Source organism: Gemmatimonadota bacterium, assembly GCA_026706845.1.
In the GTDB taxonomy this organism is placed as follows: domain Bacteria; phylum Latescibacterota; class UBA2968; order UBA2968; family UBA2968; genus VXRD01.
Genome location: JAPOXY010000052.1, coordinates 17,522 through 32,336 on the forward strand (window position 1 = coordinate 17,522; position 14,815 = coordinate 32,336).

Sequence of the window (14,815 nt, forward strand, 5' to 3'; positions counted from 1 at the left end):
GGAACGCATCCATAAAAAAACCCCGATAGCTTTGCACTATCGGGGTTTTTTCGTCGTTGCAAAGCATTGTATCATTTCCCGGCGAAGGCGGAGAATGGCGTTGTTTTCGTCCAATTCGACATCGGATTGGTGTATGGGTTGTCCCGCCGCGATTTTGTGCTTTAGCTTGAGATTGTGAGCCAGACCGATGGGCAGGGTATTGGATGTACGAGCCTGATCAGATGGTATGAGTTTGCCGTACACGCGGTAGCCGCCTTCGCCGTCCAGGACTTCTCCCTGAGAGAGATCGCGTTTTGCCGTAGCGACAACGTCTGCATTAAAAACAACGGGCGCGCCACTGGCTTCGCCGCGCAAGCCAGCGCGCAAGACGCTGGTGGTGAGTTCCATGCCAACCAGGTGGTAGGGGCGATAGATGGCCGTGTAACGTCCAGTGGAATCAGTGGGAAGGCCGTATTCAGAGAAGCAGCGGCGGATGTAGTCGCCGGGAGCTTCGATGGTGACGTAAACACCCCAGCGTAGATCCCGATCTACAGGAGTTCCATCTCGTTGCAGGCTGGAGACGACTTCGACGGTTCCCTTGTGAGAAAGCTGCCCCCCATCGCTATGAGGCCGGCAAACATCGGGCAACTGGTCGATGCCGCAGGGCGGGAATTTCAGGCCTTCGGGCTGGGGATTCAGGCCGGTAGCATTTGAGACAGCGGCCATTTCAATGGCGGATTTTGTACCGTCCAAAAAAGAGTTGAACATACGAGGGTTCAGATCACCCTCTGCAACAGTTTCTGCATCGAAACCGTAGTGCTCCCAGACAGTATCAGGGGTGGATGTGTGGTACGCGGGCCGGTATTTGGTGCCCTTGCCAGCGCAGACAATGTCGAAGCCATTGGTCTGGGCCCATTCAACCAATTCACAGATCAAAGCCGGTTGATCGCCATAGGCGAGGGTGTACACGAGACCAGCAGATGCTGCACGTTGAGCCAGGAGGGGACCGACCAAAACATCTGCTTCGACATTGACCATGACCAGATGGCGCCCGTGTTCGATGGCTTGAAGGGCGTGGTGGATGCCTGCGAGAGGATTGCCAGTGGCTTCAACCAGAACGTCCAGACCGTCCGCCCGGATGAGGGCATCGCCGTCATCGGTGAGAAAGGTGGCGCCGGTTTTGAGGGCGTGATCGCAGTGGGATGCGGCAAATTGTTCGGGCGGCCACTCAGCACGCCTGAGGGCTTCACGCGCCCGGTGCAGGGATAGATCGGCCACACCCAGGACGTGCAGACCCGCAACGCGACGAGCCTGGGCTAGGAACATGGTGCCGAATTTTCCAGTGCCGATGAGGCCCACGCGAAGCGGATTTTTAGACTCGGCGCGGGCGGTTAGTAGGTGTAAGAGTTGACCGTTGGCCAAAGGATTCCCCGCAAGAGAAAATTATGAGAGGCTCAATCAGGCATTTTCAAAGCAGTCTGCCATGTCGTTAAGAAAATGATCCAGATCTACTTTGCGATACTGTTCGACATAACGATGATCGGTCTGTGGATTTTCGAGAACCTGTCGCCGGAGAAAGTGTTGTATTGATAGGCCATCTATGTCGGACAGTCTATTGAGGCTCATCTGAAGAAGATCTTGCACGTTTTGTGCGGTATGGATTTCGATATTGGGTTCGGAGGTGTTGTAATAATAGACAGCTTTCAGGTGAGTACGGAGCATTTTGACCGCATAAGCAGGTAGAGATTTTTCTTCGCGATTTGGGCGGAAGGCTTCGGGCCAGAACAGGCGGTTGATCTGAAGGTCAAACGCTTTCTTGAGCATGCCGGAAACGCTGCCCTGGGCGGGAATCCATTTTGAGTTGGGCCAGACATCTAAATTGCCCCAGGGACCACCCAGCGTATTTTTCTCAAGTGGCAGGCGCCCGCATCCCGTATTGACGCCTTCTCTGGTGATGTCCAGGATGGCAAAGTGCTGGGGATAGATAAAAAAATCATTCGTGCGAGCGCGCCAGATATCGTAAAAGGCAGTGGTCAGTGCCAGAAGTGCATACCCGGTGTGCAGTATGCCGTCTTCGAGATGGGGAGAGATGACACCCGTGCGGTCCAATTCGTGGTAGTCCGGACAGAAAGTCTCAAAATCGACGCAAGTGAGGCCGTTTTCGCCAGATTGCCAGTATTCAAAGTCCTGAGACACTAAGAGGGTGCTGGTGTGCATAATAAGAGACCTACTATTTTTCCATAAACGGACCCTGCTGATCGATGCGTTGCAGGGTTTGTTTGAACTTGTCGGAACCGTCGTCTTCCCAGACATCCAGGCGAATGCCCCGGATGTTGCCTTCGGGGAAACCAGTGAGGCGAGCAACGTTTGGGAATCCTCTGGTATAGAGCTTGTGGCCATCGGGTAGATGCAGGATGCCAATAGTGGGGGGAATAACAGTGGGTTTGTTGGCGGCGCATCTGGTCAGCGCGTCTTCATCAACTTCTACGCCGAGGCCGGGGCCTTTGGGTACCGGAGAGGAACCGCCTGCGACTTCGATGCGCTGTTTGACAACGTCTTCACCGTACTGGTCGTCCAGGTTGGTAGAATGAGCCACGTTGGGAATCACGGCGCCCATATGCAGAGCCATGGCTTTGGTGAGGGTACCGCCTGTGAGCTGGATGACAGAGGAGACATTGGCCAGGGCAGTAGCAAATCCACGCACGAGGGTAGAGCCAATGCCGCCTTCGCCGATCATGTAGGCATCGGCGCAACCGCGAATAATCTCCTGACCTCCGCCGAGTTGAGGGACATGCATGAGCAGCGGCAAACTGGTTTTCTCCCTCAGAAAGCGCCAGCCTTCGACATCGGATAAGACCAGGGGATCTTCGATCATACCTACGACGGGAGACTTCTCCAACTCCTGCAAAATGCGCAGGACAGCGGCAAGCGGCCGATTGTGATTGAAGTCGTAATGCATCTTGAAACCGGGCGGAGCAACCTCCTCAACAGCTCTGGTTTGTTCGTACACGTCGTAATAGGCGCAGGTGTGGATTTTAAAGATCATATACCCTTCTTCTACAGCTCGCTGAACCTCTTTGGCCAGGTCTTCCGGGGAGGCAGGGCGGGTCCAGGCAGCTACGGGTACGCGGTCGCGTATCTTCTGACCCATGAGTTTGTACGCGGGAATTTCAAGGTATTTGCCCATGGCATCGTAGAGTGCGCCCATCAGGCCACTGTTGAGATCGGCGTTGATAAAGTCAAAAGGATCGCGGTCGATCAGGTGATTTACAGTGGACTTGAGAGGGGACTCACAGCGTGCATCACCATAGCCCACAATGCCATTGTCAGTCGTAATTTTAAAAATGGTACGATGGTTTATATTGAAAAACCGGGCTTTCTGATCGGCATTCCGGTCGGCGATTTTGGGGTAGATGGGGATGATGTCGATGTCGATGATTTTCATGATCAAATCCTCTTTTAAAGCCTAAATCCTGCCGTTCACACCTCGATAGGCCTCGTAATATCTGCGCCGGGCAGCATTTTGCGCAAGAGTGATTTCAAGTGGTCGGCAGTGGTGGGGTCGATATTTGCGCCGGGATGGCGCACGTAGCTACTGGCGATAAGGCCGCGCAGGCGGAAAATCTCTTTGCGGATGGCCACTCCCGGCTGCTGTTCGTACACAATGAGCGGCAGGTATCGGTGATAGATGTCGTGTACGGTATCAAAGTCTCTATTTTCAGCACTCCGAACCAGGGCGAGCAGAACTTCGGGAAAGGCAAAGCCAGTCATAAAACCGTGTGCCCCGCGAGTCAGATCAAAGGCACCGTAGAGAGCACCGAGGCCGGTGAGAATAGTGACCACACGGTCTCCAATGCCATCCAAGAGGGCAGTAATCCTGGGCGGCGTGGGCACGGCTTCTTCTTTGATGCAGGCGACGAGCGGAATTTCCCGGACGAGGCGCAGAATGAGGGGAACGGACATGTGGACCTGGGTAGAGGCGGGGTGGTCCTGTACGACGATGGGAATGGAGATACCTTCGGCCACCTGCTGGAAAAATTCGAAGATGCGGTCTTCGTTGGGCACGGATTCGCACGAAGGGGTAACCATCACACCGGCGGCGCCGAGAGATTCGGCCATCCGGCTGAGTTCAAGGGTCGCCCGTGTGCCGCTGTAGCTCGTGCCCACAATAACGGGGATGCGCCCGCCTGCAGCGCCCACAGCGGTTTTAATAAGCTGTTCCCGTTCGGCATCCAGCATTCGATTGGATTCACCGAGTACACCAATGATAGTAACGCCGTTTACACCGATGTCGGCCATAAAGCGTACCGTTCGATCAAAGGATTCCAGATCGAGGTTGCCCTGATCATCGAATGGGGTGACGAGGATGGGAAAGACGCCTTTAAAGGTTACGGATGCCATCGATGAGTTCTCCCGGCTTTAATTCACGTCAGAGCGGGTATGGCTGCCTCGCGTTTTGCCAGCGTGGCATGGGCTTTTTTAAAAGTCGCGCTATCGTCGTCTTCGATGACTTCCAGGGTAACACCGCGTTCAAATCCGGGGATGCTACCTGCGTAGAAGGTCTTCTGGTAGATGGCTTCATCGGTAAATTCCCAGATGCGTTTCTGTTTGCCCACACCGGGCCACGAAATGCGCAGGATGCGTTTTTTGCCTCGGTAGAGCCTTTTAGGTGTGGGTGTATCGGGATCAACCGTATATTTTTCGACAGCTTTTTCATCGACTTCAATGCCCAGGCCAGGAGCATCGGAGACCTGGATGTGACCGTCGATCACGTCGAGGCGTTTTTTGAGCAAATCGTGTTTCCAGAGTTCGTGACAGGTAATATAGGGCAACTGGGCGTGGGAGAGGACAGAGCCGAGGTGTACGGCGAAGGCAGTGGTAATTCCAGTGCCAACCATTTGTAACCAGAAGGGTTTGTTGAAAGCAGCGGCGAGTGCGGCCTGCCGGCGGACTTCTGTGACACCGCCGCCAATAACAAAGCCATCGCAGGCGTGGGCGGGCAAATACTCTTCCCTGAAGTGTTCGACGACGGATTTACATACGCGTTCGCGAAGAATCCGCGCGCCGATGAGATCGCCATAAAGGTAGAAGGGACTTTCGTAGATGCCGACATTGGGGTGATTGTCGAGCTGCTGGAGGATAATCTCCGCTTTTGCCTGATTGAGCAGAAAACCGTTGAAATCTATGTCGAATTTGTAATCTGCGGGTACGACTTTGCCGACGGCTTCGACCTGATAGAGGATGTCTCGCCAGGGGCGGGCTTTCATTTTGAAAGAAGTGTACCCGCGTTTGAGAGATTCTCTGGCCTCTGCGACCCAGTCGGCAGGTGACATATCAATGTCCCACCAGGAAATGGGGCATCGGTCGCGCAATTTGGTGCCGAGCAGGGCATGGACGGGCACATCAGCGGCCTTTCCAACAGCGTCCAGAACAGCAAGCTGTGGGCCAAAGCCGATGGCGTCATTGTTCATGATCTGGAAGGGGTTCTGACCGATCAGTGTATGCACATCGCTAACAGACAGGCTATCTCCATAGCCCACGATCCCCTCATCGGTTTCAATACGGTAGAGATAGACCCGTTCATCGTGAGTCTGAGCGCGGTGCATGGCGCGTTCGACCCGTTTGCAGTAAAAGGGAATATTGAGGCTACGACGGGTTGCGTTTGCGATTTTCATGACGGATTTTCTCCGGGTTTCGGGAGGAATTGTCCACCGATTAATCCCTACTCGCGGCGCAGAGGTTCTGCGGTAGGTGCTTCCACTTTAGGTATCCAGGCTGCGTGCGCATCTATGATGTCTTTGTACTGAGCATCGCCTGCAAGATTTGTCCATTCAAGGCTGTCATTTTCGTGATCGTAGAGTTCTTCTGTCCCATCTGAATAGCGAATGTATCGCCATCGTTCAGAGCGCACACTGTGATTGCCCCGAATATGCGTGGTCAGCGCGGGTCGGTCCCATTCTCGGTCGGGCTGCTCCATCAGGGATTTTAAGCTCACACCATCCAGACCATCCCTTTTGGGCAAGCCGCAGACGTCAATAAATGTTGGATACAGATCGACCAGACTGACCGTGCGGTCGCATCGTCCAGATGCCAGGCCCGGTGCTGAAATCATAAGAGGCACGCGCGTGGCCTCTTCCCAAAGAGCAAATTTGCGCCAATGGAGTTTCTCGCCCAGGTGCCAGCCGTGATCTCCCCACAGAACAATCATCGTGTTGTCGGCATAAGAACTATTGTCGAGTGCATCCAATAATTCCCCGATCATATCATCGGCAAATCGAATACAGGCGAGATACCCCGCGACAGCTCTCCGCCAATTGTCCGTCTCAGTCACTTTTTTGTGATCACCCCGCCGCGCGACAAAGGATCGCCCGATAGGAGGCACATCGTCGAGATCGTTTTCGTCTATATTTGGCAATGTGATCTCGTCCGAAGGATACAAATCAAAATACTTTCGGGGCACGTACCACGGCAGGTGCGGGCGATAGAGTCCACAGGCCAAAAAGAAGGGTTTGTCGTGCTTCTTATTCAGCATCTCCTTGCCCCACTGCACCACTTTCCAATCGTCCATTTCCTCCACCGGCACATCTATTGGTCCCCAATCAAACCTGCCTTGATCTGGAAGACCATTCAGCGGTGGATTGGGAGGCAGTGGATCCCGTCCCTGGGGAACATAGTCGTGATAGGATACCACATCAGCAGGTCTCCCTTGCCGCGTGATTTTCCCTCTACCCGCAACATAATATCCATTGCCCATAAAATGCTGCATCAGAGTTACGGCATCTGGATCCTGCTGCCGGAATGAATGGGCATTTTCATACACCCCCGTTGTCGTGGGCAATTTGCCAGTCACCAGGCTACCACGCGAGGGATTGCACGCAGGCGCATTGCAATACGCACGGGTAAATAAAGTACTTCGACTCGCCAGGCGATCTAAATTTGGCGTTACAGAATCCGGGTGTCCCCCCAAACAGCCAATCCAATCATTGAGATCATCCACAGCAATAAAGAGCACATTGGATTTTTGTTGTGCGAAAAGCGATGAGGGAAAAGCACTTGCGGCGAGTACAGCAGCAGTACTCGTAAAGGTAGTACATAAAAAATCGCGGCGCGTTTGCATGAGCTACTCCTAATTTAACGGCACGCCTTCAATCGTGATGCGGTGCATGAGGCGTCGCTGTCCTTGGTAATCATTGAGAGCGCAATGCCATGTCGCGCGGTTATCCCAAATAGCGAGGGCATCTTCTTCCCAGCGAATGCGGCATGTAAAATCCGGTTGGGAAGCGTGCTGGTACAAATACTGAAGCAGAGGTTGAGACTCTTCTTTTTTCCACCCCTCAATTTGAACGGTGAATATGGGATTTACGTAAAGTGCTTTGCGACCCGTAATGGGATGCCTTATGATCAGGGGATGAACAGCATCCTGCGTGGCGAGTTCGGGATTGCCAATCCGACCGCTTTGATCGGGTTTTCTGCCTTTCATTACGCCAAAAACATGTCGGCTGGAGTGCAGAGCATTTAAGCTTTCAAGCGTCTTCCGCATCCCCGGCGAAAGGGTTTCGTACGCTCTGTACATACTGGAAAACATCGTATCGCCACCAAACTCGGGAACCTCCCGTGCGTAGAGAATCGAGCCGAGTGCGGGAATGGTATCATAAGAATGATCGGTATGCCAGTTGCGACCGATATTAGTTTCCTGATCGGGTTCTTTTCGCACCTCGGCAATAATGGGATTTTCCGCTACGCCCGTAAAAAAACGGTTGACATTGATATCCCCCCAGCGTCGGGCAAATGCGATATGTTGTTCCTGCGTGAGGGACTGATTGCGAAAGAGAATCACACTGTAATCCGCAAAGGCCCGATGAATTTCAGCGAATTGTTCCTCACTGATCTCCGACGCAATATCAACGCCTTCAATTTCAGCGCCGAGTGCCCCAGATAGGGGCTTCACGTCAATGATGCGATATGGTGTGTCCATGTATGTCCTTTCTCAATTATCCCACGCAAAGGGAACCGCTCGTTCTAAAGTTTTAGATCTCATATCCTATCCCTTCACCACCGAACTTTTCCCGTGAACACAACGCCTTCCTGGCCTTTGGCAATGCGCCCGATTGGATACACATGGCATCCCGCGCTTTGTAGATGAGCCTTAATCCTCGCCACAGAATTCTGGGCGCACACAAGCGTCATCCCCACACCCATATTAAAAGTCCGCAGCATATCGTCTTCTGGCACCAAACCCTCTGCGCGAATCGTTTTGAAGATGGGGAGAATTTGGAGTTGTGAGAGATCAATCACAGCCCGACAGGTCTCGGGAAGAATGCGAGACAGATTATCCTGGATACCGCCACCGGTAATATGTGCCATCCCCTTCAACCCCTCGTCCTTAAACAGACCCTTCAGAGGCTGATAATAACACTGATGTGGCCGCAAAATCATATCGAGAAAGGACACCCCCTGAATATCTCGATCTTTCAACTCTGGCTTATTCTTCAACAATGCCCTGACAAGTGTATAGCCATTGGTATGCAGACCATTGGATGCAAGCGCGAGAACCGCATCTCCATCCTCAATCGCAGAGCCATCAATAATATTATTCCTATCGACAACTCCAATAGCCGAAGCACTCAAAATATACACCCCATCTTCGACAACCCCTGGCTGAACAGATGTTTCTCCACCTGTCAATGCACATCCCTGTGCCTCACAAGCATCGGCAATCCCCCCAACGAGTGCTTTGACAACAGGGGGATCGAGTTTACCGCAGACAATACAATCTTGCAGATAAAAAGGATCAGCGCCCATAACGATAATATCATTGATCAAATGATTGACCAGATCATAGGCAATAGACCTGACGCTTCCGTGTTCAAACGCCAACTTTTGCTTTGAACCAGGCTCCTCGGTTTTCAGCACGAGAATCGGGTGATCATACCCCTCAAAACGGCCATCGACCAGACTGCCGAAGGCCCCTAATTTATTGAGCACTCTCGAATCGCCGCGCCCGATATCTGAAGCCATATCTTTTTTAACAGCATCTGTTTCATCAATATTGACGCCACTCTTCGAATAAGACAAAGACTCGTTATCCGGCACTGCGTTCCTCCTATTTATTCTATTTCATTTAATCTGCTGGCGAAGCCAACTTGCCCAACACCGCCCGACGCACCAGATCCAAACCCTGAATCACCAACCATCGACGGATATGATCTGAATCCTGAAAGCGGCGACTTGCAATACATGTTCGCGCTTGTGGATCAGAGCCATAAACAGCCATAAACGTCGCGCCACCTTCATAAGGACCAACCATTGCCAGCCCCACACCATCCTCGGGCGCAACCTCCTGAGCCATCGCTTCGGTCAAAGCGCGAGGGTCATCCTGTCCATCCATATTAGCATCTCTTTGCGCGGCCACCACATCACCTGCGCCATTCTCCTCGAACTCCCGCACGACCTGACCGTCTGTCAGCGTATCCACCACCCCAATTTTCAACCCTTTTTCTCGCAACAAATCGCCCACGGCCTCGGCCACTGTCTCTTTCCCCGTACCGTAAATCGCAACCCCTAACCGCTTCCTGATTTCCGCTTCCATCGGCGCGATCAACGCATCGGCTTCTTCCTCTGTATCCGCTTTTGCCGTCACGCGCACATCCGTCTGCCCGGCATGTGCTGCCAATCCCACAGTTGGATTGCTCTCAGTCATCAAATCCCCAATTGTGCGATCAATATTGCTCTCGCCCACCGCACAGGTTCGCAACACGCGCACCATGGTAATTTTGCGACCGCCCATGCGATCGATCAAAATCGGGATCACGACCTTGTGCAACATATAATCCAATTCCCGCGGCACCCCCGGAAGCGAAATCACACAGCCGCGCCCCCTGGCATCTTCACTCAAAAAACAAGGCGCCGTGCCCATGGGATTTTCCAGTGGCATAGCGCCTTCGGGAATATACGCCTGTCGCTTGTTATTATCTGCCATCTCACGGCCAAAATTGCGAAACCGCGACGCAATCTGATTTTCCAATACCTTACTGTAAACGAGCTTGCGTCCCGTTGCACGCGCCACACATTGCCGCGTCATATCATCCACCGTAGGACCAATGCCCCCCGATGTCAGAATTACATCTGATCGATCCAGCGCAATATTCAAAACGCTCGCAATCCGATCTTCGTTATCCCCCACAGTCGTTTTATACAACAAATCCATTCCAATATCGCGCAGTGCTTTGGCAAACATCGTGGCATTGGTATCTACAATTTCACCCAACAACAACTCCGTTCCAATCATCACAATCTCAGCTTGCATGTCTCCTCCACTCATTTTTTGCACATAATGGAACTCTATGTTATGTTTTGAGGTCTCACAAAGGTAAGAATTAGAACCAGAGACGCAAGAGATAATCAGCGTACATGCTTTGCTAACCACTAATCACCAATATCTATGAGCCATCCAAACGCAGCACTCGCAGTTCAAAACCTCACCCGTACCTACACGAGTGGGGGACATCCACTCACCGTTTTGGACAACGTCACGTTCACCATCCCCAAAGGCCAAACCTGTGCCATAGTAGGGCCTTCTGGCAGTGGTAAAACCACGCTACTTGGTCTGTGTGCTGGACTTGATCGTCCAACATCGGGCACAGTCACCCTTCACAGCATGGCCCTCGACAGCCTCGACGAAGACCAACGCGCAGCCGTGCGAAATGAATACGTGGGCTTTGTCTTTCAGAGCTTTCAACTTATCCCCACTCTCACCGCCATTGAAAATGTCGCGGTTCCCCTCGAACTACGCGGTCAAAACGGTGTGTTTGGCGAAGCGCGAGAATTGCTCGACCGCGTGGGATTGGGCGACCGCTTGACGCATTATCCCACCCAGCTTTCGGGAGGTGAACAACAGCGCGTGGGCATTGCACGCGCCTTTATCAACCAACCGAGCATTTTATTTGCCGACGAGCCTACGGGCAACCTCGACGCCGACACCAGCCATACCATTGCCAATCTGCTCTTTGACCTCAACCGAGAAGCGGGCACAACCCTCATCCTCGTCACGCACGATCACGATATTGCCGCACGCACGCAGCGCATCATCCACCTGCAAGGAGGCAAAGTGGATCAGGATGTGCAGGATTAAAGGATGAACAGGATACCCCTCCCCATTCCTAATTCTTAATCTAATTTATGGATCGAATCACCAGCATCAAAAACCAGACCTCCAGCCCACTCTTCAACGCCTGGACCTGGCGCATGGCCTGGCGCGATAGCCGCACGTATCGCCGCCGATTGCTGCTCTTTATTTCGTGCATATTGCTCGGCGTGGGTGGGCTCGTAGCTGTGCGCGCTCTGGGCGATAACCTGCAACGCGTTGTCGAAAACGAAGCGCGCACACTTTTAGGTGCTGATTTGCGCGTCAGCAGCCAGCGCGCTTTTGCGCCTGCGGTTGACTCCCTATTCAACTCCTGGGGTGGGGAGCAATCCCGAGAAGTGCGCTTTGCCTCGATGGTCTTCTTTCCCAAAAACGGCGGGACCCGCCTGGTACAGGTGCGCGCTACAAGGCGACTTTCCCTATTACGGCGCATTTGAAACCAATCCATCAGAAGCGGCGAAGACCTTTCAGCACACCCATCACGCGCTACTCGACGACGGCTTGCTCGTCCAATTTGGCGTTCAGGTCGGCGATTCCGTGCGAATTGGCAACCACACCTTTATCATAGGCGGACGCATCACAAAAATATCGGGCGAGGCCATGGCCTTTGCCACAGTGGCACCGCGTGTGTACATCCCCTTATCACATCTCGATAAAACGGGCCTCATCAAATTTGGCAGTCTGGCGTCTTATGTGGCCTATTTTAAGTTTGATAGCAGCACGAGAATCGGATCTATCCAGCGCGAACTTCGCCCCTATCGAGGGGATCAAAATTTGCGTACCGAAACCGTTGCCAGCCGTCAAAGACGCCTCAACCGCATATTGGACAATCTCTACATATTCCTCAGTCTGGTCGCCTTTGCCGCCCTCTTGCTCGGATGTATCGGCGTTGCCAGTGCCATTCACGTTTACACGCGCCAAAAAATAACAACCGTCGCCATCTTGCGCTGCATGGGAGCACAATCTAATCAGGTCCTCTGCATTTACGCCATCCAGGCCATCGCACTGGGCCTTATTGGCACGGGATGCGGTTCTCTTCTCGGTGTGGGTATTCAGTATCTCCTGCCCGGTGTTCTCGCACAAATCCTGCCCATTGAACTCGATATTCAGTTTTCCTATTGGGCGATTATTCAGGGCACTGGCATTGGCCTGAGCCTATCGCTGCTCTTCGCCCTGCTTCCCCTATTGCCGATACGTCGCACATCGCCCCTGCACACCTTGAGGGCATCTTTTGAAAATGTGCGATCCAAAATAGACCCCCTGCAACTGATGACCATCGGCGGGATTTGCCTCATTGTCGCGGGATTGGGCATTTTGCAAACCAGCAGTATCCTCATTGGAATTGGCATTGCCATCGGGTTTGGCATTGCCTTTGGACTGCTCGTAGGCGCATCGTGGCTCATCGTCAAAACCGTTCGCCGCTTCTTTCCCACAACCTGGCAATACGTATGGCGACAGGGCCTGGCCAATCTCTACCGTCCGTATAACCAGACCGTAATTCTTATGCTCGCACTGGGCCTCGGCACCTTTCTCATCACCACGCTCTATATTGTGCAACACGCCCTGCTCGCTCAAATTGCCATCGCAGGGGGTGACAACCGTCCCAACTTTGTGCTCGTCGATGTGCAAACTGATCAAATTGAAGGTGTGAGCGCGTTGCTTCGCAAACAGAATCTGCCCGTCATCCACCATGCCCCCATCGTAACCATGCGCCTGAAGAGCATCAAAGGCCAGGAGGCGCGTTCCTACGGTAGAATACACGACGTGCGGCGCTGGGCAATACAACGCGAATACCGCTCGACCTATCGCGATCACCTCTTTGATTCAGAACGCCTCGTAGGCGGCACATGGATCGATGCAACATGGACAGAAGAACCCATCCCCATTTCTTTTGAGCGCGACATTGCCCGTTCGCTTCGCGTCTCGCTCGGCGATACCCTGACCTTCGACATCCAGGGTGTGCCCGTTCAGTCCACAGTACAAAGCCTGCGAGAAGTTGACTGGCAGCGCATTCAGCCAAACTTTTTTATAGTCTTTCCCAAAGGCGTACTCGAAACCGCTCCCCAGTTTCACGTCTTGACCACGCGCATCAACACAACGGAACAATCCGCTATGTTGCAACGCACGCTGGTTCAACAATATCCCAATGTCTCGGCTGTTGACCTCGGCCTCATTCTCAAAACCGTTGACGATGTACTCTCACAAATCGCCTTTGTCGTGCGCTTCATGGCACTCTTTAGTGTGATTACCGGACTCATTGTGCTAACTGCCGCAGTCACCACCAGCCGCTATCAACGCATTCGTGAAGCCGTTTTGCTGCGTACTCTGGGAGCATCTCAAAAACAAATTCGCCGCATACTCTTGCTGGAATACACCTTCCTGGGCGCACTCGCTACCCTGACGGGACTCATACTCTCTATTGGCGGTGCCTGGGCGGTCACCGTCTTTATTTTCGACATCCACTTTGCCTTGCCCACTGCGGCCATTGCCGGCGTCTTTGCTCTCGTCACTGCGCTCACTATCTTTGTCGGCATGCTCAACAGCCGCGGCATAGCCGACCGCCCTCCACTCGAAATTTTGCGAGGCGAAGTGTGATTTTCTCACTTCTTTTCCAGAACCGGTTTAAGCACGCGCCACACGGTTTCTCCTATAATCCGATGCCCTTCAGCATTGGGATGAATGCGGTCTGGCAGATTCAGTTCCGGAATTCCACCAACCCCTTCCAATAAAAAGGGTATCAAAGGCACGCGATTCTTTTCAGATAGAACAGGGAACACCGCACGGAAAGCCGTCGTATATATATCTCCCAAATTTGGCGGCGCTTCAATACCCATAAGTATGATCTGAATATCTGGATACTTCTCTTTTGCGCGATCTATAATCCCCTGCAAATTTTGCTGCATTTCAGTCGTGGGAATCCCCCGCAAGCCATCGTTGCCACCCAATGCCAGCACCAGCACATCGATTTTTCGCCGCAGCAACCAGTTGACCCGCCGCAATCCTCCCGCCGATGTCTCGCCACTCAGTCCGCCATTGATTACATCAAACCCCCACCCGAGCGAATCGATCTTTGCCTGAATCAGCGCGGGAAAAGCCTGCGTTTTATCCAGGCCATAACCCGCGGTCAGGCTATCTCCCAAAAACAAAATCGTCTTGCGGTCTTCTTCCGCCTGAGCTGTCCATATCAATCCGAGTAAAATAACGATGAGAAACCGCTTCATTTTTTATCCTCATTCATATCTACCAGCCCCAATCCATTTTCTCCCTTGACCCCAAATATAAGATTGGCTATATTTTTTGCCGACTGGCCGGAGAAAAAAACAATATTTTCGAAACGCACAGCGTTTCAGCAGCGTTGCCATACCAGTCCACGAGGCACCTGCTTGTTCCTTGCGTCAAATTTGGCGATTTGGTGAAGGGACGGGTAGGTGCTTTTTGTTTTTCGGGAAAATTTCAATTTGTGACATGGTTGGCCCGAAGGCAACCATTTCGTGTACTAAAAAGAAAGGCCCTCGCGCGAGTTCTTGGCGGGACGGCGCGAGGACCCCAGATCACACCGACAGGTACATGCGGTGTGTCAACAGCTTTTGGGCCAACCTCTTTTACGTTGTGACGTAGCCGTTAAATGTTGTGTTTCATTGACGTACTCCCAAATCTAAAGCATTGGGATTCTAAAACCTTGTTGCTTCAGCA

13 protein-coding genes are annotated in these 14,815 nt (G+C 52.8%); 3 read left to right on the plus strand and 10 right to left on the minus strand.

Going from position 1 to position 14,815, the window contains the following annotated elements:
• Positions 1-36: 36 nt before the first annotated feature.
• The 9 genes from OXG87_05055 to OXG87_05095 all read right to left on the minus strand — a co-directional run bounded on the left by OXG87_05055 (position 37) and on the right by OXG87_05095 (position 10,285).
• Positions 37-1,401 carry an SAF domain-containing protein gene (locus OXG87_05055; GenBank protein MCY3868904.1) on the minus strand — a complete coding sequence of 455 codons (1,365 nt, stop codon included), beginning with the start codon at positions 1,399-1,401 and terminating at the stop codon, positions 37-39.
• A gap of 36 nt (positions 1,402-1,437) precedes the next feature.
• Positions 1,438-2,196 carry a hypothetical protein gene (locus OXG87_05060; GenBank protein MCY3868905.1) on the minus strand — a complete coding sequence of 253 codons (759 nt, stop codon included), beginning with the start codon at positions 2,194-2,196 and terminating at the stop codon, positions 1,438-1,440.
• Positions 2,197-2,209: 13 nt separating this feature from the next.
• On the minus strand, positions 2,210-3,424 hold the full coding sequence (locus OXG87_05065) for a hypothetical protein (protein MCY3868906.1): 1,215 nt from the start codon (positions 3,422-3,424) through the stop codon (positions 2,210-2,212).
• A 35-nt stretch (positions 3,425-3,459) separates the two neighbouring features.
• Entirely contained in the window at positions 3,460-4,380 is a 921-nt protein-coding gene (locus OXG87_05070; protein ID MCY3868907.1) for a dihydrodipicolinate synthase family protein, read from the minus strand.
• Positions 4,381-4,403: 23 nt separating this feature from the next.
• A complete protein-coding gene (locus OXG87_05075; protein ID MCY3868908.1) occupies positions 4,404-5,654 on the minus strand; it encodes a mandelate racemase/muconate lactonizing enzyme family protein in 1,251 nt (416 codons plus the stop codon).
• Positions 5,655-5,701: 47 nt separating this feature from the next.
• The gene (locus OXG87_05080) at positions 5,702-7,096 is read right to left on the minus strand and encodes a sulfatase (protein ID MCY3868909.1); all 1,395 of its coding nucleotides are present in this window, start codon (positions 7,094-7,096) and stop codon (positions 5,702-5,704) included.
• A 9-nt stretch (positions 7,097-7,105) separates the two neighbouring features.
• The gene (locus OXG87_05085; protein ID MCY3868910.1) at positions 7,106-7,954 is read right to left on the minus strand and encodes a TauD/TfdA family dioxygenase; all 849 of its coding nucleotides are present in this window, start codon (positions 7,952-7,954) and stop codon (positions 7,106-7,108) included.
• Positions 7,955-8,028: 74 nt separating this feature from the next.
• Positions 8,029-9,072 (minus strand): phosphoribosylformylglycinamidine cyclo-ligase, encoded by a 1,044-nt coding sequence (purM, locus tag OXG87_05090; protein ID MCY3868911.1) that lies wholly within the window; start codon positions 9,070-9,072, stop codon positions 8,029-8,031.
• A 28-nt stretch (positions 9,073-9,100) separates the two neighbouring features.
• Positions 9,101-10,285, minus strand: coding sequence for a CinA family nicotinamide mononucleotide deamidase-related protein (locus tag OXG87_05095; protein ID MCY3868912.1), 1,185 nt, complete (start codon positions 10,283-10,285; stop codon positions 9,101-9,103).
• A 135-nt stretch (positions 10,286-10,420) separates the two neighbouring features.
• On the opposite strand from OXG87_05095, the gene OXG87_05100 reads away from it, so the two are divergent.
• The 3 genes from OXG87_05100 to OXG87_05110 are packed head-to-tail and all read left to right on the plus strand — an operon-like array spanning position 10,421 to position 13,717.
• A complete protein-coding gene (locus OXG87_05100) occupies positions 10,421-11,110 on the plus strand; it encodes an ABC transporter ATP-binding protein (GenBank protein MCY3868913.1) in 690 nt (229 codons plus the stop codon).
• Between the two features lie 47 nt (positions 11,111-11,157).
• Positions 11,158-11,559 carry a hypothetical protein gene (locus tag OXG87_05105; protein ID MCY3868914.1) on the plus strand — a complete coding sequence of 134 codons (402 nt, stop codon included), beginning with the start codon at positions 11,158-11,160 and terminating at the stop codon, positions 11,557-11,559.
• Positions 11,468-13,717: an FtsX-like permease family protein gene (locus OXG87_05110; GenBank protein MCY3868915.1), complete on the plus strand. Its 2,250-nt coding sequence runs from the start codon at positions 11,468-11,470 to the stop codon at positions 13,715-13,717. Before OXG87_05105 ends, OXG87_05110 begins: the two co-directional genes overlap by 92 nt.
• 5 nt (positions 13,718-13,722) lie before the next feature.
• Here the strand turns inward: OXG87_05110 and OXG87_05115 are convergent, their stop codons facing one another.
• Positions 13,723-14,343, minus strand: a complete 621-nt coding sequence (locus OXG87_05115) for an arylesterase (protein ID MCY3868916.1) — start codon at positions 14,341-14,343, stop codon at positions 13,723-13,725.
• Positions 14,344-14,815 lie beyond the last annotated feature (472 nt).